The organism is Streptosporangium brasiliense, assembly GCF_030811595.1.
In the GTDB taxonomy this organism is placed as follows: Bacteria; Actinomycetota; Actinomycetes; order Streptosporangiales; family Streptosporangiaceae; genus Streptosporangium; species Streptosporangium brasiliense.
Genome location: NZ_JAUSRB010000002.1, coordinates 3,931,865 through 3,957,629, shown reverse-complemented (window position 1 = coordinate 3,957,629; position 25,765 = coordinate 3,931,865). Strand labels below are relative to the sequence as shown.

The 25,765-nt window shown below is 70.3% G+C and carries 24 protein-coding genes and 1 riboswitch; of the genes, 14 read left to right on the top strand and 10 right to left on the bottom strand.

Going from position 1 to position 25,765, the window contains the following annotated elements; genetic code table 11:
- The first annotated feature begins 1 nt into the window (after position 1).
- On the top strand, positions 2 to 1,345 hold the full coding sequence (locus J2S55_RS26875; protein ID WP_306866351.1) for a dihydrolipoyl dehydrogenase family protein: 1,344 nt from the start codon (positions 2 to 4) through the stop codon (positions 1,343 to 1,345).
- A 36-nt stretch (positions 1,346 to 1,381) separates the two neighbouring features.
- Here the strand turns inward: J2S55_RS26875 and J2S55_RS26870 are convergent, their stop codons facing one another.
- Positions 1,382 to 2,437, bottom strand: a complete 1,056-nt coding sequence (locus J2S55_RS26870; protein WP_306866349.1) for an AI-2E family transporter — start codon at positions 2,435 to 2,437, stop codon at positions 1,382 to 1,384.
- A gap of 156 nt (positions 2,438 to 2,593) precedes the next feature.
- Here J2S55_RS26870 and J2S55_RS26865 point away from each other — a divergent pair, with 156 nt between their 5' ends.
- Positions 2,594 to 3,166: a TIGR03086 family metal-binding protein gene (locus J2S55_RS26865; protein WP_306866347.1), complete on the top strand. Its 573-nt coding sequence runs from the start codon at positions 2,594 to 2,596 to the stop codon at positions 3,164 to 3,166.
- Here the strand turns inward: J2S55_RS26865 and J2S55_RS48375 are convergent, their stop codons facing one another.
- Both J2S55_RS48375 and J2S55_RS26860 read right to left on the bottom strand, forming a co-directional pair.
- Entirely contained in the window at positions 3,167 to 3,244 is a 78-nt protein-coding gene (locus J2S55_RS48375; protein ID WP_370879797.1) for a 50S ribosomal protein bL37, read from the bottom strand.
- A gap of 66 nt (positions 3,245 to 3,310) precedes the next feature.
- Positions 3,311 to 3,847 carry a PepSY domain-containing protein gene (locus J2S55_RS26860; protein ID WP_306866344.1) on the bottom strand — a complete coding sequence of 179 codons (537 nt, stop codon included), beginning with the start codon at positions 3,845 to 3,847 and terminating at the stop codon, positions 3,311 to 3,313.
- A 65-nt stretch (positions 3,848 to 3,912) separates the two neighbouring features.
- On the opposite strand from J2S55_RS26860, the gene J2S55_RS26855 reads away from it, so the two are divergent.
- The 8 genes from J2S55_RS26855 to J2S55_RS26820 all read left to right on the top strand — a co-directional run bounded on the left by J2S55_RS26855 (position 3,913) and on the right by J2S55_RS26820 (position 15,791).
- Positions 3,913 to 4,509, top strand: a complete 597-nt coding sequence (locus J2S55_RS26855) for an HD domain-containing protein (protein ID WP_306866341.1) — start codon at positions 3,913 to 3,915, stop codon at positions 4,507 to 4,509.
- 84 nt (positions 4,510 to 4,593) lie between these two features.
- Positions 4,594 to 5,394 (top strand): DeoR/GlpR family DNA-binding transcription regulator, encoded by an 801-nt coding sequence (locus J2S55_RS26850; protein WP_306866337.1) that lies wholly within the window; start codon positions 4,594 to 4,596, stop codon positions 5,392 to 5,394.
- Positions 5,391 to 6,470 carry a galactose-1-phosphate uridylyltransferase gene (galT, locus tag J2S55_RS26845; RefSeq protein WP_306866335.1) on the top strand — a complete coding sequence of 360 codons (1,080 nt, stop codon included), beginning with the start codon at positions 5,391 to 5,393 and terminating at the stop codon, positions 6,468 to 6,470. Before J2S55_RS26850 ends, galT begins: the two co-directional genes overlap by 4 nt.
- A gap of 71 nt (positions 6,471 to 6,541) precedes the next feature.
- Positions 6,542 to 6,677: riboswitch (cyclic di-AMP (ydaO/yuaA leader) on the top strand.
- A gap of 41 nt (positions 6,678 to 6,718) precedes the next feature.
- Positions 6,719 to 7,690: a coiled-coil domain-containing protein gene (locus J2S55_RS26840; RefSeq protein WP_306866332.1), complete on the top strand. Its 972-nt coding sequence runs from the start codon at positions 6,719 to 6,721 to the stop codon at positions 7,688 to 7,690.
- Between the two features lie 734 nt (positions 7,691 to 8,424).
- Positions 8,425 to 11,010: a fibronectin type III domain-containing protein gene (locus J2S55_RS26835; RefSeq protein ID WP_306866329.1), complete on the top strand. Its 2,586-nt coding sequence runs from the start codon at positions 8,425 to 8,427 to the stop codon at positions 11,008 to 11,010.
- Positions 11,011 to 11,204: 194 nt separating this feature from the next.
- Positions 11,205 to 14,348 (top strand): hypothetical protein, encoded by a 3,144-nt coding sequence (locus J2S55_RS26830; protein ID WP_306866327.1) that lies wholly within the window; start codon positions 11,205 to 11,207, stop codon positions 14,346 to 14,348.
- Positions 14,349 to 14,442: 94 nt separating this feature from the next.
- The gene (locus J2S55_RS26825) at positions 14,443 to 15,198 is read left to right on the top strand and encodes a GNAT family N-acetyltransferase (RefSeq protein WP_306866324.1); all 756 of its coding nucleotides are present in this window, start codon (positions 14,443 to 14,445) and stop codon (positions 15,196 to 15,198) included.
- A gap of 86 nt (positions 15,199 to 15,284) precedes the next feature.
- On the top strand, positions 15,285 to 15,791 hold the full coding sequence (locus tag J2S55_RS26820) for a DinB family protein (protein WP_306866321.1): 507 nt from the start codon (positions 15,285 to 15,287) through the stop codon (positions 15,789 to 15,791).
- Here the strand turns inward: J2S55_RS26820 and J2S55_RS26815 are convergent.
- Entirely contained in the window at positions 15,778 to 16,299 is a 522-nt protein-coding gene (locus J2S55_RS26815) for a MarR family winged helix-turn-helix transcriptional regulator (protein WP_306866317.1), read from the bottom strand. The genes J2S55_RS26820 and J2S55_RS26815 overlap by 14 nt on opposite strands.
- A 55-nt stretch (positions 16,300 to 16,354) precedes the next feature.
- A complete protein-coding gene (locus tag J2S55_RS26810) occupies positions 16,355 to 17,665 on the bottom strand; it encodes a M50 family metallopeptidase (RefSeq protein ID WP_306866315.1) in 1,311 nt (436 codons plus the stop codon).
- Between the two features lie 189 nt (positions 17,666 to 17,854).
- Here J2S55_RS26810 and J2S55_RS26805 point away from each other — a divergent pair, with 189 nt between their 5' ends.
- On the top strand, positions 17,855 to 18,460 hold the full coding sequence (locus J2S55_RS26805) for a response regulator transcription factor (RefSeq protein WP_306866312.1): 606 nt from the start codon (positions 17,855 to 17,857) through the stop codon (positions 18,458 to 18,460).
- A gap of 129 nt (positions 18,461 to 18,589) precedes the next feature.
- Here the strand turns inward: J2S55_RS26805 and J2S55_RS26800 are convergent, their stop codons facing one another.
- Positions 18,590 to 19,705: a PP2C family protein-serine/threonine phosphatase gene (locus J2S55_RS26800; protein ID WP_306866310.1), complete on the bottom strand. Its 1,116-nt coding sequence runs from the start codon at positions 19,703 to 19,705 to the stop codon at positions 18,590 to 18,592.
- A 119-nt stretch (positions 19,706 to 19,824) separates the two neighbouring features.
- Here J2S55_RS26800 and J2S55_RS26795 point away from each other — a divergent pair, with 119 nt between their 5' ends.
- Together J2S55_RS26795 and J2S55_RS26790 are read left to right on the top strand one after the other, a co-directional pair.
- Complete coding sequence (locus J2S55_RS26795; protein WP_306866308.1) at positions 19,825 to 21,054, top strand: GNAT family N-acetyltransferase; 1,230 nt, start codon at positions 19,825 to 19,827, stop codon at positions 21,052 to 21,054.
- Between the two features lie 42 nt (positions 21,055 to 21,096).
- Positions 21,097 to 21,258 (top strand): hypothetical protein, encoded by a 162-nt coding sequence (locus tag J2S55_RS26790; protein ID WP_306866306.1) that lies wholly within the window; start codon positions 21,097 to 21,099, stop codon positions 21,256 to 21,258.
- A gap of 129 nt (positions 21,259 to 21,387) precedes the next feature.
- Here J2S55_RS26790 and J2S55_RS26785 read toward each other — a convergent pair whose 3' ends face one another.
- Positions 21,388 to 21,855, bottom strand: coding sequence for a ribose-5-phosphate isomerase (locus tag J2S55_RS26785; RefSeq protein ID WP_306866304.1), 468 nt, complete (start codon positions 21,853 to 21,855; stop codon positions 21,388 to 21,390).
- 97 nt (positions 21,856 to 21,952) lie between these two features.
- On the opposite strand from J2S55_RS26785, the gene def reads away from it, so the two are divergent.
- A complete protein-coding gene (gene def / locus J2S55_RS26780) occupies positions 21,953 to 22,441 on the top strand; it encodes a peptide deformylase (RefSeq protein ID WP_306866302.1) in 489 nt (162 codons plus the stop codon).
- Between the two features lie 62 nt (positions 22,442 to 22,503).
- Here the strand turns inward: def and J2S55_RS26775 are convergent, their stop codons facing one another.
- The 3 genes from J2S55_RS26775 to J2S55_RS26765 form a co-directional block, all read right to left on the bottom strand.
- Positions 22,504 to 22,968 (bottom strand): hypothetical protein, encoded by a 465-nt coding sequence (locus J2S55_RS26775; protein WP_306866300.1) that lies wholly within the window; start codon positions 22,966 to 22,968, stop codon positions 22,504 to 22,506.
- Between the two features lie 345 nt (positions 22,969 to 23,313).
- Positions 23,314 to 24,723, bottom strand: a complete 1,410-nt coding sequence (locus tag J2S55_RS26770; protein WP_306866298.1) for an aldehyde dehydrogenase family protein — start codon at positions 24,721 to 24,723, stop codon at positions 23,314 to 23,316.
- 273 nt (positions 24,724 to 24,996) lie between these two features.
- Positions 24,997 to 25,617 carry a mycothiol-dependent nitroreductase Rv2466c family protein gene (locus J2S55_RS26765; RefSeq protein WP_306866296.1) on the bottom strand — a complete coding sequence of 207 codons (621 nt, stop codon included), beginning with the start codon at positions 25,615 to 25,617 and terminating at the stop codon, positions 24,997 to 24,999.
- Positions 25,618 to 25,765 lie beyond the last annotated feature (148 nt).

Below are 25,765 nucleotides of genomic sequence, written 5' to 3'. Positions count from 1 at the left end.
CATGGAATTCGACATCATCGTGCTGGGCACGGGTCCGGGCGGCGAGGACGCCGCCGGACGGCTGGCCGAGGCCGGCCTCCAGGTGGCCGCCGTCGAGGCGGCCCTGGTCGGGGGCGAGTGCCCCTACTGGGGGTGCATACCGTCCAAGATGATGATCCGCGCGGCCGACCTGCTCACCGAGGGCAGGCGCGTGCCGGGGCTGGCGGGCGACTCGACGGTCTCACCCGACTGGGCCCAGGTGGCCGAGCGGATCCGCAAGGAGGCCACCGACGGCTGGAACGACCAGGTCGCCGCCGACCGGCTCACCGGCAAGGGCGCCCGCCTGGTCAGGGGAGCGGCGAAGATCACCGGTCCTGGCGAGGTCACCGTGGACGGCCAGGTGCTGCGGGCCCGCCGGGGCATCGTGGTCGCCACCGGCTCGCAGCCCGCCGTGCCACCGATCGAGGGGCTGCGGGAGACCCCCTACTGGACCAACCACCACGCGATCGAGACCGAGAAGGCACCCGAGTCCCTGATCGTGCTGGGCGGCGGGGCGATCGGGGCCGAGCTCGGCCAGGTGTTCTCCCGGTTCGGCACGGCGGTGACCGTGGTGGAGGGCACGAACCGGCTGCTGCCTCTGGAGGAGCCGGAGGCGAGCGCGCTGATCACCGAGGTGTTCGAGGCCGAGGGCATCCAGGTGCGGACCGGCGCCAGGGCCCGGCGGGTGAGCCACGACGGCTCGGCGTTCACGCTGGAGGTCGAGGACGGCCCCGCCGTCCGTGCCGAGCGGCTGCTGGTGGCCACCGGGCGCCGCTCGGACCTCAGGGCGCTGGGCGTCGGCGCGGTCGGGCTCGACGAGTCGGCCCGGTCGATCGAGACCGACGGGCGGATGCGCGCGGCCGAGGGAGTCTGGGCGCTGGGCGACGTGACGGGCAAGGGCGCCTTCACGCACATGTCGATGTACCAGGCCGACATCGTGGTGCGCGACATCCTCGGCGAGCCCGTCCACGACGCGGAGTACCACGCGGTGCCCCGGGTGACCTTCACCGACCCCGAGATCGGCTCGGTCGGGCTGTCGGAGGCCCAGGCCAGGGAGCAGGGCCTGGAGGTGCGGACCGCCCTGACCCGGATCCCGGACTCGACCAGGGGCTGGATCCATCGGGCGGGCAACGAGGGGTTCGTCAAGCTCGTCGCCGCCGACGGCGTCCTGGCCGGCGCGACCAGCGCCGGCCCGGTCGGCGGCGAGGTGCTGAGCATGCTCACCCTGGCCGTGCACGCCAGGATCCCGGTCCGCCGCCTCCGCGAGATGATCTACGCCTACCCGACCTTCCACCGTGCGGTGGAGGCCGCGCTGAAGGAGCTCTGAGCCGGCTCCGTGGAGCGCGCCGGGCGGGCCCGGCCGTCAGGGGCGGCCGGCTGTCCGGCCGCTGACCAGGGGGATGGCCCAGCGTGTCACGGGGTCGGAGTCGAGCAGCAGCGCACGCGCCAGGGCGCTGAGCGGGACCGCCAGAATCGCCCCCAGGGCGCCGAGGACGTAGGTCCACACGAGCAGGGACAGGATGGTGACCGTGGTGGACAGCCCGGCGGACTCGCCGGTGAACTTGGGCTGGATCAGCGACTGGATGACGAAGTTCAGCACCGAGTAGACGGCCACCACGGCCACCATCGCGCCCGGCCCGGAGTCCAGCAGCGCCAGCAGCGCGGGCGGGAGGAGCCCCAGGACGAACCCGATGTTGGGGATGTAGTTGGTGATGAGCGCCAGCAGACCCCACAGCAGCGGCAGCGGCACTCCCATGATCCACAGGGCGATGGCGTCGAGCACCGCCACGATCAGCCCGAAGACGGTGGAGACGATCAGATAGTTGCAGGTCCCCCGGGCGAACTCGCCCAGCGCGCCGACCATGTGGGGCCGCGAGGCCCGCAGCGACCTGACCGCGTCGTGCGCCGCGGTGGCGTCCAGGCTCATCCCGAACAGCAGCAGCGTGATCAGGACGAGCGCCGAGCCGACGCCGAACAGGCCGCCCAGGAAACTCTGGACCAGGCCGATGAGCGAGCCGGGGTCGAGCTTGCTCATCGCCGACCTGACCTGCTCCTGGGTGATGCCGAGGTGGTCGATCTCCCGGGCGATCGAGTCGAGCAGCCGCTGGTACTGGCCGGCGTAGGAGGGCAGCAGCGCCACGAGCTGCGCCACCGAGACGACCAGCGCGCCGACCAGCGCGACGAGCAGCAGCAGGACCGTGAGCAGCGGGACCGTGACCAGCACCCACGGCCTGGCGCCCCGGCGGCGCAGCCAGACCCGCAGCGGGCTCACCGCGACGGTGAGGACGAGCGCCAGGAAGGCCGGGCCGGCGATGTCGGCCACCGCCCTGACCCCGGCCAGCGCCACCACCGCGGCGGCCAGCCCGATCACCAGCCTGAAGCCGCGCGAGAATCCAGCCGATCCGGATGCTTCCCCCATGGATGACACTATGGCGCGGCGCGCTCACGCAGAGCGCCAACCGCGCCGCCGCGCCCCCGGAGCACTCCTGCCCGCGCGCGCCGTCCGGTCCGGCCCACGGTCGCGATGACTCCGTACGACTCAGGAGTTACGGTCGAAATGACGACTCGGGAGGACATGATGACTATCGACATACGTGAGGCCTACCGACGCACGCTGGACGACTTCGGCGCTCTTGTGCACCAGATCAAGCCCGAACAGTGGGGGAACAGGACGCCGTGTGTGGACTGGGACGTGCGCGCGCTGGTCAACCATGTGGTTGGGGAGAACCGCTGGGCTCCGGAGCTGCTCGCCGGACGGACCGTCGCCGAGCTCGGCGACGCCTTCGACGGCGACCTGCTCGGTGACGACCCGCTGAAGGCATTCGACACCTCGGCGGTGGCCGCCGCCCAGGCGGCGGCCGGGGAGGGCTCCCTGACCCGCACCGTCCACCTGTCGTTCGGCGACGTGGCCGGGGAGGAATACATCACCGAGCTGTTCGCCGACGCCCTCATCCACACCTGGGACCTGGCCCGCGCCATCGGCGCCGACGAGCGGCTCGACCCCGAGCTGGTCGAGACCTGCGCGGTCTGGTTCGCCCGCACGGAGGAGGGCTACCGCCAGGCCGGCGTCATAGGAGAGCAGCAGCCGGTGGCCTCGGACACCGACCCCCAGACGAGGCTGCTCGCCTCGTGGGGCCGCCGCAGCTAGCTAGCGGGCCGTCGGCCGCCGGCCGTGGTTGGCCTTCCGCTTCCTGCGTGCCCGGCTCTTACGTGCCCGCCTGCCCATGCCGACCGCCCCTCTCCGTAGGGTCCGGCCTTCACATTCCTCCTCGGAGGCATGCCGTACAAGGGCTCAAGGGACGATTCTCGTGGCGGCGGTGGCCGCGTCCACCTCGATCTTCCTGGTCCGCCTGGCCGGGTCGACCGCCTCCATCGCCCAGACCACCCCGCCGCGTCTCTCCTCCAGCCCCGCGGCGGTGATCCAGCCGCCCGGCACGGCCTTGGCCGCGGCCTCCCGCGCCCCGGCGACGCCGATCTCGTCGCCGGCGACGAGGTGCGCCGCCGTGCCGGCGGCCTCAGGGTCGGCGGCCTGCCTGTCGACCACCTTCCCGGTGGTCGCGTCCACCCGCAGCTCGGCCAGCACCCCGTCTCCGCCCAGGACCGCCGCCAGCCACACGATCGGCGGCTGCGGGCCGTACAGGTGGAGTCTCGTGACCCGCCCGCCCCGGCCGTCCCTGGCCGCGATGCCGGCGGCCTCGTCGAAGGCGACCGGGGGCGGGGTGAACAGGGCGCTGGGCGTGGGGGCGGGCGGGGGCGACGAGGCCGTGCCGCCGCCGTTCCCGCAGGCGGTGACGGTGATCAGGACGAGCAGGACAGAGGTCAGTCGCATGACCGGATCCTCACCGTTCGCGGGGTGGCCGACACGAGCGCTGACCATGGTTTTAGGCTCCCCGCATGAGCGCAGAGCTGATGGACCGCTGGCGGTCCCTGGCCGGGCCCGAGGCCGAGGGCCTCGGGCGGGACCTGATCGGCCGCTACGGCGAGCCGCACCGCAGGTATCACACGGCCGACCATCTGGAGGCCATGCTGGCCCACATCGACACACTGGCGGGGAGCGCGGCCGACCCCGACCTCGTACGGCTCGCGGCCTGGTTCCACGACGCCGTCTACGACCCGTGCCGCAGCGACAACGAGGAGCGCAGCGCCCGGCTGGCCGAGCGCATGCTGCCCGAGGTGGGGCTGCCCGCCGGAGCGGTCGCCACGGTGGCCCGGCTGGTCAGGCTCACCGCCACCCACGACCCCGCCCCCGGCGACGCGGACGGCGCCGTGCTGTGCGACGCCGACCTGGCGATCCTGGCCGCTCCACCGGAGATCTACGCGGCCTACGCGGCGGCCGTGCGCCAGGAGTACTCCTTCGTCCCCGACGACGCCTTCCGGGAGGGCCGGGCGGCGGTGCTGCGCGCGCTGCTCGACCTGCCGGCGATCTTCAAGATCGCCGATCTTGAGGAGTCGGCCAGGGCGAACATCCATGCCGAGCTTGAGCGGCTGTGAGCAGCTATTCACCAGAATTCAACACCGATCACCCAGCTGCCCCGTGATAATTTGGTGGAATCTGTTTGATTAAGGAGTTGGTCAATGCTCGCCCAACAGCGGCAGCAGGCGATTTTGGAGCGGGTGCGCAGCAGCGGCGGGGTCCGGGTCGCCGACCTCGTCCGCGAGCTCGGCGTGTCCGACATGACGATCCGCAGGGATCTCGAGGTGCTGGCCGAGCGCGGCCTGGTGGAGAAGGTGCACGGCGGGGCCACCGTCGCCGGCCCCGGCTCGACCGAGGAGCCCGGCTTCGCCGCCAAGTCGGTGCGCCAGCAGCCGGAGAAGGAGGCGATCGCCCGGCACGCGGCCCAGCTCGTCCGGCCCGGCACGGCCATCGCACTGTCGGCCGGGACCACGACCTGGACACTGGCCGGTTCCGTGGTCGACGTGCCCGACCTGACGGTGATCACCAACTCGATCCGGATCGCCGACGTCTTCCACCGCTCCCCCCGCCCGGACCGCACCGTCGTGCTGACCGGCGGCGTCCGCACCCCCTCCGACGCGCTGGTCGGGCCGGTGGCCGTGGCGGCGATCCGCGGGCTCCATGTGGACACCCTGTTCCTCGGCGTGCACGGGATGAGCGCCCGCGCCGGGTTCACCACGCCCAACCTGCTGGAGGCGGAGACCAATCGCGAGCTGGTCGCCTCCGCGCACCGCCTGGTGGTGCTCGCCGACCACACCAAGTGGGGGACGGTGGGGATCAGCACGATCGCCGAGCTGGCCCAGGCCCATGTGGTGATCACCGACTCCGGCCTGCCGGAGGAAGCCCGCGACGAGCTCACCGCCCAGGTGCGCGAGCTGATCATCACCGAGCCGCAGCAGGAGAGCGAGGCGCTGAGCCGATGAAGCGCACCATCACCCACCTGGCCGACGGCCGGGAACTGTTCTACTTCGACCGGCAGGACAGTGCCGACCGCGGTGCGATCGACCAGCGGGACCTGCCGCCCCGCCCCGCGGCCTCCGAGCTGCGCTACGACCCGCTCACCGAGGAGTGGATCGCGGTGGCCGGGCACCGCCAGGGCCGCACCTTCCTCCCCCCGGCGAGCGAGTGCCCGCTGTGCCCGTCGACCCCCGGCCACCTGACCGAGGTCCCCTCAGCCTCCTACGACGTGGTCGTCTTCGAGAACCGCTTCCCCTCCTTCTCCTCCCAGATCGGCGAATACCACCAGGTCGGAGGGTTGAGCGAGGTCCGTCCGGGGGCCGGGCGGTGCGAGGTGGTCTGCTTCACCTCCGATCACGACTCCTCCTTCTCCGCGCTCTCGGCCGACCAGGTCGAGCTGGTCATGGAGGCGTGGATCGACCGTACGGCGGAGCTGTCGGCGATGCCGGGCGTGGAGCAGGTGTTCTGCTTCGAGAACCGGGGGGCGGAGATCGGGATCACCCTGGCCCACCCCCACGGCCAGATCTACGCCTACCCCTACGTGACCCCGCGCACCAAGCTCTCCCTCGCCGCGGCCGGACGCCACCGGGAGCGGACCGGCCGCAACCTGTTCGCCGACGTGCTGGCCGCCGAGCGGGAGGCCGGGATCCGCGTGGTCGCCTCGAACGAGCACTGGACGGCCTTCGTCCCCGCCGCGGCGCGCTGGCCCGTGGAGGTCCACCTCTACCCGCACCGCCAGGTCCCCGACCTGGGCGCGCTGGAGCCCGCCGAGCGCGCGGCGTTCGGTCCGCTCTACACGGAGGTGCTGCGCCGCCTGGACGGGCTGTACGGCGTGGTCATGCCGTACGTCGCGGCCTGGCACCAGGCGCCGGTGAACGTCGGGCGCGACCTCTCCTATGCGCACCTGGAGCTGTTCAGCATCCGGCGGGCGCCGAACAAGCTGAAGTATCTCGCCGGGTCGGAGTCGGCCATGGGGGCTTTCGTGAACGACGTCCTTCCCGAGGAGGCGGCGCGCCTTTTGCGAGAAGTTGTCACAGGATGATCACTTATTAGTCTCAGATTGGGGTCGCGTTACCTGGGGTTTACCACTACTATCCTCACACATCGGACCTGATGTCCGAAATGCCTAATTCCGGGCGCGTCGCCCGGGAGCCGGGGAACCACCGCACTTGGGGTGAACCACTTCGGTGGAAGGGCTTCCTCCAGCCCGAACCCGTCAGCTAACCCGGTAGGCGGATGGAGAGGAGAGTCGTGGCGGCTCTATCCCCCACGTTCCGTCGCCATGCGGCCTTGACCATTTCCGTGGTTTCGGTCCTCGCGTTCACCTCCGGCACGGCGACCGCGGGCAGCGCGGCCCCCAAGCCCAAGACCGCGGGCAGCGCGGCCCCCAAACCCAAGGAGTCCCAGCTCCGCGCCGAACTGGCCGACCTGAACAAGCGGGTCGACACGCTCATCGAGACCTACGCCGCCAAGCGCGAGTCCCTCAGGAAGGCCCAGGCCGCGGAGGTGGTCGCCAAGGCGGACCTGCGCAAGGCCGAGACCGCCTACCAGGAGGCCGACAAGCAGGTCGACTCCATCGCCCAGCTCCGCTACCAGAGCAGCACCGGCGACCTGCCGTCCCTGCTGTTCTCCACCAACGTCGACATGGGCGGCGCCGCGATCATGCAGCAGCTCACCGCCCAGCAGAGCGCCTACCTGCAGGGCTTCGCCCAGAGCCGGGACCTGAAGAAACAGGCGGCGGAGAAGGCGGCCGGGCTCACCGAGCAGATCGGCCAGGAGGCCGCGGCGGTGGCCACCCAGCGCAAGGAGGCCGAGAAGCTGATCGACGCCATCGAGAAGAAACTCGACGCGCTCGTCCCCACGGGCTCCGGCCGCCGGGCCGACGGCAGTTGGGCGCCCCAACTGCCCACGGGCGCCGACAACATCACCGACCGCACCCGGATCATGCGCGAGGCCATCGAGAAGCGCTTCGCCCTGCCCTACACGGTCGGCTGCTACCGGGCCGTGAACGACGGCGGCGAACACCCGCTCGGCCGCGCCTGCGACTTCATGATGAGCACCGGCGGTTCGATGCCCTCGGCCGCCCACGTCAAGCTCGGCGACGAGATCGCCGCCTGGGCCGTCAAGAACAGGGCCAGCCTCGGCGTCAAATACGTGATCTGGCGCCAGCGCATCAACTCCGGCTCCGGCTGGCGTCCCATGTCCGACCGCGGCGGCGTCACCGCCAACCACTTCGACCACACGCACATCTCGATGTACTAGCGTCCTGCTGCCCTGTCCCGTCCCGTCCTGTCCTGTCCTGTCCTGACCTGACCTGACCTGACCTGCGCCTGCGCCTGCGCCGCTGTGGCGACGGTCCTGACGGACACGCGGCGACCTTGATGCGGGCGGCGAGCCGCAGCGCGACACTTCCGGAAGCGGGACGTCACGCGGCTTGCCGCCCCTCGGCGGAGCGAGGACGCGCTCCTGCTTGCCGCCGAGCGGCTTGACCTGCCCACGCGCGTGGACGATGCCGCGCGGGCGCAGGCCGGGGCGCCCGACTGTTCCCGGACAGCCGGCTTGTGGGCGTATCCCACACGGCGACTTGCAGCGACTTGGGGCGAGTAGTGCTCGTTGAGCACTTCCTGCGACGCCTCCATGTATCTACCTTCTTCTCTCCCAGACGCTCTGTCGGGTTGTGTCCCCGGCTGTCCTGAAGTCGCTGGACACCCCAGGCAGCCTCCCCAGAGTGCGGACGGCGCTGCTGGAGCGCACGCGCTGTCACATGGCCGGCAGCGCCGCCCGGACAGGCTTTCCGGCGGTCCCAGTGGCCTCCAGTCGGTTTCCAGTGCGTGCCGCGACAATCGGCCCCTGATCGATCGGCCTTGGCGGAGCTGCTTGAGGGGTGCGTGGTGAGGGGGACCCAAGCCGGTTGCACGGCCGCGGAGCGCAGCCATCCGTGCCCGGCACGGCGGATCGGCTCCCTGTCAGAGATCGCCCCGATGAAGGGATGAAGGATGGACAGGTTGTTCCGGAGAAAGATCCACGGACTCGCGGCTGTACTGCTGATCCCGCTGCTCCTGGTGTCCACGGCCACTGTCGTGCATGCCGGTGCGCGGGCAGCGCCGTCCGCCCAGGCGGCGCCGCCCGACGGAAAGGGGACGGAGCGGGAGAAGCGGAGGGAGAAGGCGGAGGAGAAGCGGAAGGGGTCACCGGACGGCCTGGTGGACCTGCACATCACCGCCGCGCCACCCGAGGGGTTCAAGCGGCCCGCCCGAGTGCGCAAGCTCGTCGAGGGCAGAGCCCCGTCCCTGACCCTCGCATCGGCTCCGTACGGCGAGCTGGAGAGGGTCGAGCACCAGCCGGGGTGGGGAAACCAGGTGAAAGTCGTCGGCTGGGCCATGGACGACGCCTCGGCCACCGCGCCCAGCCAGGTGCTGGTCTACAACAGGACATCGTCCTGGTGGACCACCGCTGACGCCTATCGGCCCGATGTCGCACATTGGGGGACAGGCGACCGCCATGGCTTCGACCTGATGGTGCCGATCGCCAATCCTGGACGGAACACCGTCTGCGTGACGCTCTATGATCACACGGCCACCGTGCCCGGCCCGGAGATGTGCGCGGGTTTCACGGTCGCCGACCCGATCGGGGCCATGACCGGCCTGGGGTGGGAGGGCGACGGGAAAGTCACCGTCACAGGCTGGGCCATCGACCCCGACACCGCCGATCCGGTTCAGGTGAGGATCCTGGACGACGGCCGGCTGATCACCACCGTCACGGCTGACGGACCGTCGGACGACGACGTCCTCGCCGGATATCCCGCCTATGGCACGGACCACGGCTTCAGCGCGGAGATCTCCGCATCACTGGTCGAGGGCATCCACTCCGTCACCGCGGTAGCGGTCAACAGGGCAGGGCCAGGCTCGGACATCCAGGTGGGCCAGCAGTACTACGTGGCTCCCGGCGACACGACCGCGCCGGTGGTGAGCTTCGGAGGGGCCAAGGCCGCGGAGATGCGGGTCAACGTGGACACCGGAGAGGTCAACGTCTGGGTCCGGTTCGAGCAGATGGAGGTCACTCCGGACGGGAGCGGCCAGTGGGTCACCCGCGACAACCGCGCCAACCCCGACACCTACCTCTACACGCGCCTCAAGCCCGACACCCTCTACCGCTTCCGGGTCACCGCCTACAACTACCGCAGTGTCGCCCCGCCCGTGGTCCTCGAGCGGAGGACCCCGCGGTCGGCCGACCCCGTCGGCGGGATGACCGCGCTGTCGTGGGACGGCGGGGAGGAGATCACCATCAGTGGCTGGGCCATAGACCCGGACACCTCCGCTCCGATCCAGGTGAGGATCCTCGAGGACGGCCGGCCTGTCTCCACTGTCACCGCTGATGCCCCGATGAGTGAGGACATCGCCGCTCGGTACCCCGACCACGGGACGGGCCACGGCTTCACCGCGGTGGTCTCCGCATCGGCGACCGAGGGCATCCACTCCTTCACCGCGGTCGCCGTCAAGACACCGGAGATCGGCGGACCGGACACGGCGATAGGGCAGCAGTACTTCGTGGCGCCCGGCGACGCGACCGAGCCGGAGGTGAGCTTCGGCAAGACCACCAAGGCCACGGAGATGCGGGTCGACGTGGACACCGGAGAGAGCAACGTCATGGTCCGGTTCGAGCAGATGGAGGTCGCCCCGGACGGGAGCGGCCAGTGGGTCACCCGCGACAACCGCGCCAACCCCGACACCTACCTCTACACGCGCCTCAAGCCCGACACCCTCTACCGCTACCGCGTCACCGCCTACAACTACCGCAGTGCGGCCGTACCCGTCGTCGTGGAGCGCAGGACCATGAGGCCGGCGCCAGCCGCGGCGGGCGAGCTGACGGTGTCGAAGGTCGAGGACGAGGCCCTGACCGTGCAGTGGAAGGACAACAGCACCGACGAGGACTCCTTCGAGCTCCGGATCATGGACCTCGACTCCTCCGCGTCGCAGGTGAGGACCGTTCCGGCGAACGCGGGCAAGTGGCAGGTCAACTACCGCGTCGAAGGGCTGAGGTCGCTGGGCGACTACATGCTCAGCGTCCGGCCGGTCAGGGAGTACGCGGAGGAGCAGAACCCCGTCACGTACCAGGCCATGACCTCGGGGCCGGCCGGCATCAACGAGTTCGGCGCCACGCCGGTGTCGGTGTACGAGGGATGCCCGAACGGATTCCTCCTCTCGTGGACGGTGTCCAATACGACGCGAATCGTGATCAAGCGGAAGATCACCACGGAAGTGGTCCTGCTGGACGAGGCGCCCAGACCTCCGTCGGCGTGGAAGGGGCAGTACAAGGACAACTGGAACGACAGGTCGGCCAAGACGTACACCTTGATCGCCTACGATCCGAGCGGCCGGACGACCACCCGATCCGTCACCTACGGCGGCAGCGCGGTCGCGAAGGACGGCACCGCCACACCGCCGACCCGGCCCGCCGATGAGCCGCCGGCGCGACAGATGAGCTTCACGGGCTCCGGCGTCAGTGATCCCGGGCACCGGGCGCCGTCCCGGAACAGGCCGCCCGCCCGCCGTCCGGCGGACCTCAAGCCCGCCGTGTCATAGGGCGACCGGCCCCGCGGCCGCCACGAGCACCGCCCCGCGACCAGGCCCGCCCTTGCGGCCATGGGTCCGGCGGGGCGGCCGGTGCGGGTGGCGGACATCCATTCGAGGACGTTCGAGGACGAGAGAGTAGGGGTGCAGGAAAGATCATGGGTGCAGGAAGAAGCGTCCGCCTGTGGCGGAACAGGCGCGGGAGGATGAGCTCGCCCGGGCGCGTCCTGGCGATGGCTCTTGTCTTCGTCCTTGTGGCGCTGGTCGCGCCGCCGCCGGGTCTGGCCGCGCGGGCCAGGGCCGAGCCCTCGAAGGCCGAGTTGGACGAGAAGCTCCGGCAGCGGTTGTTCTCCACCCAGGTCCTCGTCACGGGCAGGACCGACAAGGTGCGGAACGCCTATACGTCGGTGTACATGATGGCATGGATGATAGATCACCCGGACGCGATGGCGGACGAGATCGACCAGACCATGCGTGTCGTGCTGGACACCTGGAACGAGGCCGAGTACGACACCACCGGGTCCGGAACGGCGAAGATAGCGTCCGGGGTCAAGAGCATCCTGGATCTGGCGAAATCCAGCGGCCCGGCTGCGGCCCTTCAGAAGCAGGGATCGACATGGCTCGAGGGTCAGATCCGCGAGTACGAGAAGTCGGCGGAGTGGAAGAAGAACGCCGCCGGCGATCGGCTCGCCGCCGATTACATGGAGATCCTCCTCCCCTACCAGGCGGAGATCTATGAGAAGGTCGCCGATTTCGCCGCGGTGAAGCCCGAGTTCGGTGCGGCCTGGGACCGCAACATCGGCCTGCCCATAGGGGTCAGCTCGCGTGCGTCGCTCGAAACCATCCAGAAGGACCCGAACATCAGTGCCTGGGTCAACGTCCCGGAGATCACCGGTATCGACTTCTCCAATGACCCGGAGGCGTTCCGGCACGCGGTGACGGTGCAGACCGAGCGGGTGATGAAGAAGCAGCGGGCGCAGGTCAAGGTGGCGCTGGTCGGGCTCTCGGGGCTGAAGATCCCCGAGCACGTGTCGCTGACGGACTACGCCCCGGCCATCGACTTCGACACCTACGGGGAGATCGTCAAGGACAAGGTCGACTGGGACCAGGCCCTGCAGAACTCCTACCTCGCGCTGAAGATCCTCGGTCAGCTGTCGGGCTGGGTCGACGCGGACTTCGGCAGGACCCTGGAGATCGTCGCCGGAGCGAGCTACCAGATCGGCAAGGCCATCAGCGACTTCCTGCCCGCGGCCGCCAGCATGGGAATGGGCGTGCTGAGCAATGTGGCCACCGCGAACATGCTCGGGGCGGTCATGGCAGGCGTCCAGGCTCTGCTGCCGCTGTTCACCGACTCCATGCCGGGCGGCGTCCAGGGCGAGATCATGGCACTGCGGGACGAGATCTCGGAGCTCGGGAAGCAGATGCAGGCCCGTTTCGACTCCGTCGACGCCCAGCTGTCAGTGATCTACACCGACATGGTGAACAAATTCGACGAGGTCATCCGGATGGGCCGGATCACCCAGACGCAGCTCTACCAGGTGAACCTGCAGATCTCCGCGTTGAGCTCCCAACTCGACAGCTGGGGCGCGGAGATCTTCGCCGCCCTGCAGGAGATCGCCCTCCATGACGCCTCGGCCGTGCTCGACGGGTACGTGCACTACGCCGCCGACCACAACGGGGAGCAGATCCCCAAGGAGCGGTATGTGCATGACGTCGAGATACCGCTCCATGCCGCACTCGTGCAGACGGTCACGAGTGCGCCTTTCACCGGCCCGGTCAAGGCCGACGGCGAGTGGAAGGAGAGCCAGATCGACGAGGCCCTGAAGGTCTACAAGGCCAACGGCGCCATCGCCTATCTGGACTGGTACGCGCGGCGGAAGTACGGCTTGGAGGGGCCGAGGCTCGGCACCGTGCCGAATCCGTCCGCGTGGCTTCCGTTCGCGCGCGGTTACGAGGTGCTGGAGTCCGAGAACGCCGGGTCGCACCGGGACATCTCCCCGTCCCGGGCGGCCGGCGTCGCGGCGCTGGGCCGGGAGATCCTCAAGGCCAACAGCTCCTTCAGCAAGCCGCTCTCCACGCCGCGGGCGGACGGAACCCGGACCAACCAGCTGTTCACCGGTCTGGTCAACGACTACAGAACGGCCGTGAACACGCTGAACGACCAGCTCCGGGACACCATGAAGGAGTTCGACGGCAACCACCTGTACGACCTCTTCGGCACCCCCGAACAGCCGGTGGAGAAGATGGGGGATCCGGGCTCCGTACGTCCGTGCTCACCGGCCGGCGAGGAGCGGGACGACCCGGCCCCGCTCAGCCGGCCGTCCAACGTGACCATCGCCAACATTTCGAGCCTGTACATCCTCGCGAGTCAGAAGCTCGACACGGCGGACGCCCCGCTCGTCTACCTGTGCCAGGACGTGGAGTATGTGAACGAGCGGTTCGTGCCCGCGGGCATGTACGGCTACCAGCGCTTCTCCGATGTGCGGGTCAGTTTCAAGGCACGGATGGAGCAGGGCTCGGTCGTCAGGGACATCCAGACCTGGGCGAAGATCTTTCCGGGAGTGCACCAGGGCTGTCTGACGAACTCCCCGCCGTGCAACTGGAGCGCCTACGCGCTTGTGAAGGCCGGGGTGCAGATCCCCCGCGACCCCCGCGAGCCAGACCCCCACAACACCGAGAGGTGGGACGAGGAGGGATGGAAGGAGAGTTTCGAATACTGCCTCCCCGTCACTGAGGACCCCAACGTCTACCCGGGGCTGCGTGGACAGGTGGTGCGGATCCTGGCCGGCAAGCAGAACGCCTACTACAGCAAGGTCGCCCGTGAACTCGAAACCGTCGGTTCCCCGCTGTACAACGCCAACAAGGCGGTGACCAGGGCCGCGACCCTGCTGCGGGAATACTCCAGGATCGGCTGGGCGAAGACGATCGAGCAGGACGATCTGATGAAGATGGCACTGTTCAGTGCACAGAGGATCCCGTCGGATCTGGGCGACGACCTCATGATCTCCAAGATGTTCCGGACCGCGCGGGACACCTACGCCTCGTGCCTGCCCGATCAGTCCCCCTTCGGAGACGGGCGGTGCACCTCCTCCCCCACGGAGTACGACCCGATGAACGGCCAGTCCCTGCCCGCCGCCTGTCCCACCGACGTCCCGGCGGACAAGCTCACCCCGGACCCGGTGGCCAACTGCCTGCTGGGCTTCGGCCTGGGCCGTTCCAGGGTGCTGATGGAGCGCTACGAGCAGGCGTCCAAGGCGATCGCCTCCCTCACCTATTCGGAGGACATGCCGCAGATCAGCCATGCCGTGGCCAGGTTGGAGAACACGGACACACTGCTCCACATCTCCTGAGCCGGTATGAGCGCGGTGGTGCGGGCCCGGAAGTCCCGGGGCCGCACCACCGCCCGCGGATGATCGGATCCGATGGTCTCGTAGGGTTGTCCCCGTGACCACTGAACCAGCGCTCGCCGGCCCCGTCACGGACATGACCTCGCTCCACCTGGCCACCCGGAACGCCGCCGCCTTCTGGAGCGCTCTCGCGCAGACCCGCGGGCACGCGCTGGTCCACCGGCCCGGTTTCGTCGGCGTGGACGGGAGCGAGCGCAGCGGCCTGCGGATCCTGCTGCTCTCGCCGGAGCCGGACGCGGACGATGTCGCCGAGCTGACGGACCTGGCCCGGCGCCGATCCACCGGCGGGGTGGTCGTCGAGGACCCGTTCAGCTCGCTCGACCTGGGCGGTTCGGGGTTGAGCCCCCGGCGGCTGCCCGTCATGATCCGCCGCCCCGGTCCGGTGCCCGCGCCGCCGGCCGTACAGGTCCGCCGGGTGGAGACGGACGACCAGCTGGAGACGGCGGAGCGGATCGTGGTCCACGGGTTCCCGCTGCCGGCCTTCCAGCCCCATCAGGCGGGCGAGGTGTTCCCCACGGGACTGCTGGGACGCGAGGGGATCGAGCTGTTCCTCGCCACGCGGGACGGGGTGCCCGCCGGGGCCTGCATGACGGTCGCCGACGGCGGGGTGGGCGGGGTCTACTGGGTGACCACCCTGCCCGAGCACCGCTCCCGCGGGGTCGGACGGGCACTCATGCACGCGGTCCTGGGACACCTGGAGGGTCCCGTCACCCTGACCTCCGCGACGGCCGGCAAGCCGCTCTACGACTCCCTCGGATTCGACACCGTCACCCACGCGACGTGGTGGTCGTGACATCCGGCCGCGCTGCCGCGGCGGCGCGGCCGGTCACGGCTGGACGACATGACAGCTACCCGGGCGTATCGGCATCATGAGGTCTCATGACCGACAGCCGTATTGATCCTCCCTATATCGCCGACGAGACCCCCATGCTGCACTCGTGGCTGGACTGGCACCGGGAGACCCTGGCCGTGAAGTGCGCCGGGCTGTCGCAGGAGCAGCTCCGCCTGCGCCCCTCGACACCGTCCACGCTCTCCCTGCTGGGCCTGGTCCGCCACCTGACCGACGTCGAGCGCCACTGGTTCCGCAACATCCTCAACGGCGAGGGCACCCCGGGGATCTACTGGTCCGACCGGGACCCCGACGGCGACTTCGACCTGGTGGAGACCGCCTCGGCCGAGGAGGCGTTCGCCCGCTGGCGGGCCGAGGTCGACCACGCCCGCGCGCTCTGCGCGGAACTGCCCGTGGACACCGTGGGCAAGCAGCAGCGCGGCGGAGAGAACGTCTCGCTGCGCTGGATCCTCATCCACATGATCGAGGAGTATGCCCGGCACAACGGTCACGCCGACATCATCCGCGAGCAGCTCGACGGCGTCACCGGAGAGTAGTGGGCTCCTCGATCACCTCGGCGATCACCTGGTCGAGGTTGGCCAGGTCGGCCGGGTGGGCCACGGCCGCCTCGGCGAAGCGGGTGATCAGCCGGGCGAAGGCCTCACGGTCCGCCTCGTCCCAGTCGGCGATCAGCCCGTCCAGGTAGGTGCGCCGGTAGTGGACGACCACCTCCAGCACCCGCCGCCCGCGCTCGCTGAGCACCAGGCGGGCCCGCCGGGCGTCGACCTCGGACGCCTCGCGCTCCACGAACCCCGCGCCGATCGCGTCGTTGACCAGCCTGCTGGCCGTGGAGGGGTCGATGTCCAGCTGCTCCGCCACGGCGCCGACGGTCACCTCGGGCACGTCCAGGCTCAGCTTGTGCACGGCGTGCACGACCATCACGTTGGACAGCTGCACCGGCCGCTGCGGATCTCCGAGCTTGCGCGCGCGCAGCGGCCGCGCCCAGATGCGGCGCAGCCGGAACAGTGCCACGTCGATCGCCGCCCCCGGCGTCCCGTCCTTCACGGAACAACCCTAGCGGCGAGCACCGCCACCTCCCGGACCGCCGTGGCCCGACGGGTCAGCCGGCGAGGCGGACCGGGTTCACCAGGTCCGCGTACAGGAGCAGGCCGAACAGGATGATCATCGTGAAGGCCAGCGCGTAGGTCAGCGGGAGCACCTTGGCGATGTCCACGTGCGCCGGCTCGGGCCTGCGGGTCACCCGGGCGAAGGCCCGCTTGAGCCCCTCCCAGAGACCGCCCGCGATGTGGCCGCCGTCGAGCGGGAGCAGGGGGATGAGGTTGAACACGCCGATGGCCAGGTTGAACCCGGCGAGCAGGCTCAGCAGGGCGACGAGCTTGTTCTCGGTGGGGGCGGCGGAGGCGGCGATCTCGCCGCCGATCCGGCCCGCGCCGACGACGCCGACCGGGCCGTTGGGGTCGCGTTCCTCACCGGAGAAGGCGGCGTTCCAGACGCCGATCATCTTCTGCGGCAGGTTGAGCAGCGACTCGGCGACCCTGCCGGTGAGATCCACCATGTGGCCGACCACGTAGCCGAGGCTCTGCTTCTCCATGACCTGTGTGGGCGCGACACCGAGGAAGCCGACGTTCTTCTCGATCTTCTTCGGGTCGTCGACCGCCGGCCGGTCCTGGGAGATCAGGGTGACGTTCAGCGTCTGCGGCCTGCCGTCGCGCACGATGCCGAGGGTGATGGGCCCGGCCCCGTTGGCCCGGATCTTCTTGGTGGCCTCCTCCCAGGAGGAGACCGGCACCCCGTTGAACGCGACGATCTCGTCGCCGGGCTTGACGCCCGCCTGCGCCGCCGGCGTGGGCGGGTCGGACTCGGTGCACGTGCGGCCCGGCTTCAGCGACTCGCTGTAGGGGATGACGCACTTGGTCATCCCCGACACGACCGGCTTGAGCACCGGGACGCCGAAGCCCATGATGACGACGGCGAAGAGGATGAACGCCAGCACGAAGTTCATCGCCGGGCCGCCGCTCATGATGATGACCTTCTGCCACCAGGGCTTGCGGTAGAAGACCCGGTCCTCGTCGCCCGGCCGGACCTCCTCCAGCGCGACCTCACGGGCGTTCTCGATCAGGCCCTGCCACGGCCCGGTGGAGACCGAGCGCACCTTGTTGGGATCGTCGGTGGGCCGGGGCGGCAGCATGCCGATCATCCGGATGTAGCCGCCGAGCGGGATCCACTTCACGCCGTATTCGGTCTCGCCCTTGCGCCGCGACCACATGGTCGGACCGAAGCCGATCATGTATTGCGTGACTTTGACGCCGAACAACTTCGCCGGCACCAGGTGACCGATCTCGTGCAGCCCGATCGACACCATCAACCCCACGAGGAAGACGATGATCCCGATCACGAAGAGCCAGCTCACAGGTTCATACCCCCGGTCACGGATTTACCGACAATGCCCCATAAGAGATTAGCCCAAGTGCCCGGAGCCAGGGCCCTCGAAAGCGGGCCTTCTAGATCGAGCCACTTGCGCATGCTGTGCCGAATGGAGACACTTTGTTAACGTTGAGCGATCATTTGATCACCCTTCGACAATGGGCAGAGGAGAACCTTGATCGGGATCCTGGTGGCCGAGCACCTTCCCCTGGTCCGGCGCGGCCTGGTGGCGTCGCTGCAGTGTGAGGCGGACCTGAAGGTCGTCTCCGACGTGGGCAGCGGAGAAGAGGTCGTCCCCTCCGCCCTGGAGCACGGACCCGAGGTGGCGGTCGTCGATCTGGACCTCCCCGGCGTCGACGGGTTCGCCGCGGCACTCCGGCTGCACGGCGACGTCCCCGGCTGCCGGGTCCTGCTGCTGTCACGCCACCCCAACCCCGGCCAGGTCCGCCGGGCCTTCGCCGTCCACGCGCTCGGGTTCATGAGCCTGGACGTGGCGCCCGAGCAGCTCGCCGACGGCGTCCGCCGGGTCGCGGCGGGCCGCCGGGCGGTGGACTCGGAGCTCGCGGTGGCCGCCCTGGAAGCGGCCGAGAACCCGCTGACCCGCCGGGAGCTGGACGTGCTCCGGCTGGCCGCCCAGGGGGCGCGCTCCAACGAGATCGCCGACCAGCTCTTCCTGTCGGTGGGAACGGTCCGGAACCACATGTCGCGGATCATGTGCAAGACCCACGCCCGCAACCGCCTCGACGCCGTGCGGATCGCCAGCGACTCCGGGTGGCTGTGACGCCGCGGACGGCCGGTGCTCCGGACGGCTGCGACATCGCGCCGCCGCGGCCGCCCCGGGCGGCGGTGACATCCGTGGCGGCGCGCCGCCGTGGCCGTCCCTGATGGCTGTGACATCGGGGCGCGGCGGTCAGGGGCGCCAGATGAGGATCAGGGCGCAGTCGTCGTTGTGCCCCGCCGACATCGAGGTGACCAGGTTGCGGGCGCCATGGCGGAAGCCGGAGGGCAGCAGCCGCTCGGCCTCCCCCAGCAGCCGGTCGAGGCCCGCGTCGATGTCGCGGCCGGGCTGCTCGATCAGCCCGTCGGTGTAGAGCATGAGGGCCTCACCCTTGCGGAGCGTCCCCCGGTCGGGCTCGCAGTGCAGGTCGGGGACGATGCCCAGGACCACGCCCTTGGCGGGCGAGACCCGCCAGGTGCCGGTGCCCGCCTCGAACTTGACCACCGGCGGATGACCGGCCGAGGTGATCACGTATTCGCCGGTGGCGAGGTTGAGCCGCACGTGGACGGCCGTGACGAAGCCCTCGGCCTCGCGCTGGCGGTGCAGGTAGGTGTTGCAGGCGGCCAGGAAGTCGTCGACCGAGCCGAGCAGGCCGCCGAAGGTCCCCGACAGCATCAGGGCCCTGGTGCCCGCGTCGACGCCCTTTCCGGACACGTCGACGAGGGCGAGCTCCACCGTGTCGCCCTCGCGCAGGGAGACCAGGAAGTCGCCGCCGAAGGAGGAGCCGCCGGCCTGCTTGAGCACCACCCGCGAGTCCCAGTCCTTGGGCAGCGCGGGCAGCTCGCTCTGGTTCTTGAGGCGGTCGCGCAGCTCCAGCAGCATCGCGTCGCCGCGCAGGCCCTGCACGCCCAGCTTGCCCCGGGTGCGGGCCATCAGCCCCGCCAGCACGGTGGTGAAGCCGAAGGTGACCAGCAGGCCCGGGCCGATCTGCCCCACCCCTCGCACGATGCCGATGTAGAGCAGGGCCGCGGCCACCGCGCACAGCAGCTTGGCCAGGCTGCGCAGCCGGAGCTGGAGCCCGCCGACGAGGGTGATCGGGATCATGAGCGCCGGGGAGAACCACTCCGTGGAGACCCGGGCGGCCAGGGCGCCGAGCACCAGGGACAGCGCGATGAGCGTGATGAGCAGGTTGCGGTCACGGGCCAGCGGCCCACGGCGCAGGAACCGCACAATGGGCACGAGAAGGGGGACCCGCACCAAGAACGCACGGAGCCCCGGAGGGATCAGTGGCACCGGGCGAGAACTCATGATGCGTTTGACTGTATCGGGCTATCCCCCATTTGGGCAGCCCACTTGACCAATGCCTTGATCATTAAGGACGGATATTGAATAGCCGGAACGGTTTGTCCCCCTCTACCGTAGGAAAAATGAGTCTTACCCTGCGCCCGATCACCGAGAACGAGTGGCTCGACTGGATCGCCGTCGACGAAGAGGCGTTCGGCAACACCCTCCCCCCGCACCGGGTGGAGCTGTTCCGGAGCAACGCCGAGCTGGACCGCTCGCTGGGGGCCTTCGAGGACGACCTGCTCGTGGGCGCCACCGCTGTGTGCAGTTTCACAATGACGGTGCCCGGTGGACCGATCCCGGTCGGCGGCATCACCGCGGTCAGCGTGCTGCCCTCGCACCGCCGCAGAGGGATCCTGTCCGCGTTGATGGGCCGCCAGCTCGCCGACCTGCGCGAGCGGGGCGAGGCGGTCGCCGCGCTCTACGCCTCCGAGGCGGCGATCTACGGCCGCTTCGGGTACGGCAGGGCCGCCGACAACCTCTTCTTCAACATCCCCACACACGGCTCGGCCTTCGGCCGGCACGCCCCGACCGACCCCGCGCTGCGGCTGCGCGTGGTCAAGCCCGCCGAGGCCAGGGCCGTCTTCGAGAAGGTCTTCGAGGCCGTGCTCGACAGCCGTCCGGGACTCTACGCCCGCACTCCCGCGCGCTGGGACGCGGTGCTGTCGGACCACGAGACCGACCAGGGAGGCTACGGACCGCTGCGCGCGGTGGTCGTCGAGGACGACGGGGGCCCCCGCGGTTACGCGCTCTTCCGGCTCAAGCAGAGCGTCACCGAGCATGACGTGCCGGACGGCGAGCTGCGGCTCAAGGAGCTGTTCGGCCTCGATCCGGCCGCCTACGCCCTGCTCTGGCGGCACGTCCTGGACCGCGACCTGATCGCGCGGGTCAAGGTCTGGCAGCGGCCGGTCGACGACCCGCTGATCCACCTGCTGGCCGAACCGCGCCACCTCAACGCCGGATGGCTGGACGACCTGTGGATCCGCCTCGTGGACGTCGAGCGCGCGCTGCCCGCGCGCCGCTACTCGGCGCCCGTGGACGTGGTGATCGAGGTCGAGGACGCGGTCTGCCCGTGGAACGCCCGCCGCTGGCGGTTGTCGGCCGACACCTCCGGCGCCCGCTGCGTGCCGACCGACGACCCTGCGGACCTGGCACTCCCGGTCACCGCGCTGGGCGCGGCCTACCTGGGCGGCCGTCCGCTCGCGGCGCTGCAGGCGGCCGGGGTGGTGCACGAGTTCCGGGCGGGAGCCGTACGGGAGCTGTCGGTGGCGATGTCGTGGGACCCCGCGCCCTGGGCCGGTCTGATCTTCTGAGCGGGCCGGGCACGCCCGCGCCGCGCGGGTTATGGTGGCCGCATGGCACTGCAGAGCTTGCAGATCGGCGCGGTCACCGCGATGCGGGCGCGGGATGTCTCCCGGCCCTCCCAGGAGCAGCAGGAGGCCGCCGACCGGCGGCCGCTGCGCGACGAGACGCCGCGCCGGGAGCCCGGGCGCAAGGAGCAGCCGCGCCGCAAGTGAGCGAGCACGGGTAGCGGCGGGTGAGAGACCGCGGGTAGGACCGGACAAGAGACCGCGGGTGACGGATCCGCCCGCCCGTGACGGGCGGGCGGGCGCACGCCCGGCCCCCCACGGGCCGGGCGGGCGGGACTACGGCAGCGGCGGGAGCTGGCCGATGGTCTCGTACGAGGTGAGCTGCGCGATCCGGCGGTTGTGCCGCTCGGCGCCCGAGTAGGCGGTGCCGAGGAAGATCTCGACGAACCGGGTCGCCTCCTCCTCCGTGTGCATCCGCGCGCCGACGCTGACCACGTTGGCGTTGTTGTGCTCGCGGGCGAGCTCTGCTGTCTCCTCGCTCCAGGCCAGGGCGGCGCGGATGCCGCGCACCTTGTTGGCCGCGATCTGCTCGCCGTTGCCCGAACCGCCGATGACGACTCCCAGGCTGCCTGGGTCCTCGGCGACGCCCTCGGCCGCGCGCAGCACGAACGGCGGGTAGTCGTCCTCCGGGTCGTAGACGGACGGGCCACAGTCCGTGACCTCGTGGCCGTGCTCCTTCAGCCAGGAGACGAGGTGGTTCTTGAGCTCATAGCCGGCATGGTCGGCACCGATGTAGACGCGCACCCGCCCAGTTTCGCAGGTGTATGTGGCCGGCTCGACCCCCACCCCGACTAGAGTAATGACCGCTTAGCCATCCGAACCCTTACAAGAGAGAGTCCCCATGCGTGACATCCGAGTGGTCGGGGATCCGGTCCTGCGCACGCCCGCCGAGCCGATCGTCGACTTCGACCGCGATCTGCGCCGCCTGATCGACGAGATGTTCGACGCGATGTACGCCGCTCAGGGGGTCGGCCTGGCCGGTCCGCAGATCGGCGTGTCGAAGCGGGTCTTCGTCTACGACTGCAGCAACCGCAAGGGCCACCTGATCAACCCCGTGCTGACGGTCGACGACGACGCGGAGGTCGTCGACGAGGAGGGGTGCCTGTCGGTCCCCGGCCGCGAGACCGGCACCCCCATCTACGCCAGGACCCCCCGGGCCGCCGGGGTCACCGTCCGCGGCTCCGACCGCCTGGGCCGGCCGGTCCAGGTCAAGGCCCGCGGCCTGCTGGCGCGCTGTTTCCAGCACGAGACCGACCACCTCGACGGGATGCTCTACGTCGACCGTCTCGCCAAGGACGCCGCCAGGAAGGTCCTCCTGCAGGCCCCCTGACCGAGTGCGGGCTCCCGCCGGGACGGTGGGGCCATGCCCTTCAGCCTCCCGCGATCCCCTCGTCAGCCTCCCGCGACCTCCTCGGTCCCCGTGGCCCCGGCGTCCCCCGCTGTGCGGCGGCGCAGGCGGACCAGGGGCCTGGCCGCCAGCCCGAGGCCGGCCACGAGGAGCAGCACGACCATGATCCACTCGTTGGAGCCGCCGGGGCCGTAGACGTGGCCCCGGCGGCCGGTGTCGAAGGCCCGCACCGTCTGGCCGGGGGTGAACGCCTCCCGGTCGGCGCCGTAGAAGGCGATCCCCTGGCGCGCCTCTCCGCCGGCCCGGAAGTCACCCAGCCAGGTGCACTGCTCGTGGCCGGGATGCTGGACGCACTCGACCCGCTGGGCGGTGAAGGTGCCCCAGGTGCCCTCGCCGCGGAGCGCGGCCAGCGCCGGTCCGAGGTTCTGCCCGGCGAGCAGCACCAGCACCAACCCCCCTGCGGCGATCACCAGGTCGAACGCGCTCAGACGCTTGGTGCCCGATCTCATTCGGCGCCTTTCGGAGGGGGCGAGGCCTTCTTGCGGAGGGGCGAGGCTTCCCATAGGACGGGTTTACCCAGAACCTCCGGTAAGGACAACCCTCCCCGGGCGGATAGGCAATCTCGGAGAAAAGGCGGCGGCCTTTGAACGGTGATGCCGACAGGCCCGCGGGGAACGGCGACGACGGCCCTGGACGGCCCTGTCCTGGCGGGCCGGGGGCACCGCGGGCCGTCGCGGCGACGCCCGCGCGAGGCGCCGCGGCCCGGGACCGGCCCATCGGGCCGCACCGGCCCAGCACCGGGCCAGGTCAGGCCCGGACCGGATCAGGGCCGACCAGGCCAGAGCCGGACCAGGTCAGAGCTGGACCGACTTGATCTCCAGATACTCCTCAAGCCCGAACTCGCCCAGCTCGCGCCCCAGCCCCGACTGCTTGTAGCCCCCGAAGGGGGCGCGGGGGTTGAACTGGCCGCCGTTGACGGACACCTGGCCGGTGCGCAGCCGCCTGGCGACGGCGACCGCGCGCTCCTCCCCGCCCGCCCACACCGCGCCGGCCAGGCCGTACGGCGTGCCGTTGGCGATGGTGACGGCCTCGTCCTCGCCGCGGGTGTAGGGGATGATCGTCAGGACCGGGCCGAAGATCTCTTCCTGCTCGATCACCATCCCCGGCTCCACCCCGGCGAACACCGTGGGCTCCACGTAGAAGCCCCGGTCCAGGGGCCGGTCGGCGCCTCCGGCGACCAGCCGGGCGCCCTCTTCCTGGCCCCGGTTGATGTAGCGGACGACCCGGTCGCGCTGGGCGGCGGAGACCAGCGGGCCGAGGCGGGTGAGCTCGTCGAAGGGGTCGCCGAGGGGGTATTTCCCCGCCGCCTCGACGGCGAGCCGGACGGCGTCGTCGTACTGGTCGCGGTGGACGATCATGCGTGTCCAGGCCGAGCAGGTCTGGCCCGAGTTGAGGAAGGCGTTGGCCACGGTCACCTTGACCGCCGCGGGCAGGTCGGCGTCCGGCAGCACCAGGCTGGCCGACTTGCCGCCGAGCTCCAGGGCCACCCGCTTGACCGTCTCGGCCGCGAGCGAGGCGACCCGCCGCCCCGCCCGGGTGGAACCGGTGAACGACACCATGTCCACGTCGGGGTGGGTGACCAGGGCCTCGCCCACCACCGGGCCGTAGCCGCTCACCATGTTGAACACCCCGGCGGGCAGCCCGACCTCGTCGAAGATCCCGGCCAGCGCGAAGGCCGCCAGCGGCGCCACCTCGCTGGGCTTGAGCACCACCGTGCAGCCCGCGGCGAGCGCCGGGGCCACCTTGCACACGATCTGGTGGAGCGGGTAGTTCCACGGCGTGATGGCGGCGACCACACCGGCCGGCTCCCGGAAGATGCGGGAGTTGCCGACCCGCCCGCCCTCGAAGTCGTAGGTCTCGGCCAGCTGGCCGTAGGAGGCCAGCACCCCGGCGGGCATCAGCGTCTGCACCTTCAGCGCCACGTTGTAGGGCGCGCCCATGTCCGTGGTGATGATCCTGGCTATCTGGTCGGAGCGTTCTCGTATCAGCTCGGCCGCCGCGTTGAGGACCTTGCCCCGTTCGGCCGGGGCCGTGCTCGACCACCCGGGCAGGGCCGCGCGGGCTGCGGCGACGGCGGCCTCGACGTCGGCGGGCGAGCCCGCCGGGACCCTGTCGATCGTCTCCTCGGTCGCGGGGTTGACGACGTCGATGCTCTCGCCCGACGCCGATGCCCGCCAAGCTCCGTTCAGATAAAGGTGACGCATGGCTCTCATCCTTGCGTGCCGACCGTCATAAGGCGAGAGCCCGTAAGGTCACGGAATACCTGCGCAATCGCATGAAGATCGCAATTTTGCCGGATGCGATCCACTGCCGCGACGGACATCGGATCGCGCTCTGCACGGGCAGAGTACGGCGGGGCGGGGTTGCGACCGATGGATTATCGAGATGTATAAAAATTCGTAATATCCGGATAAGCGCGGAGAAGTGATTCTCCGCGCTTATCCGGACGGCCAGGCACGGTGGCCGCGGGTCCGCGGTCAGTCGAAGATCGGCTGGCGGGTGCGGGAGCGCTTGATCTCGAAGAAGCCGTCGATGCCGGCCACCAGGCGGACGCCGTCCCAGAGCTTGGCCGCCTCCTCGCCCTTGGGCGCGGGCGAGATGACCGGGCCGAAGAAGGAGACGCCCTCCACCGAGATCACCGGGGTGCCGACCTCCTGGCCGACCCGTCCGATGCCGTCGTCGTGCGAGGCGCGCAGGGCCTCGTCGAACTCCTCGGAGTCCATCGCGTCGGCGAACTCCCGGTCCAGGCCCGCGGCCTCCAGCGCCTCCTCGACGGTCTCGCGGAGCCTGTCGAGCTCCTTGAGCCTGCCCTGGTTGTGAAAGCGGGTGCCGAGCTCGGTGTAGAGCCGGCCCACCGTCTCGGAGTCGTATTTCTCCTGCACGGCGGTGACCACGCGGACCGGGCCGATGGCCTTGGCGATCATCTCGCGGTAGCTCTCGGGCACGTCCTTGTCCTCGTTGAGCACGTTGAGGCTCATGATGTGCCAGCGCGGCTCGATGGGCCGCAGCTTCTCCACCTCCAGCAGCCACCGGGAGGTCATCCACGCGTACGGGCAGAAGGGATCGAACCACAGGTCGACCGGGGTGCGCTCAGTCATCTCTCAGCTCTCTGATCGGGAAGCCTGTCGTCGGCGACAACCTGTGGGACCGAGTTTCCTATTCCACGTAGGGATTATTACGTTGACGAGCGGCTTTATCCTCGAACGGAGCGGTCGGCTCGTCCCTCGGCCTCCGGGGCGGCGATCC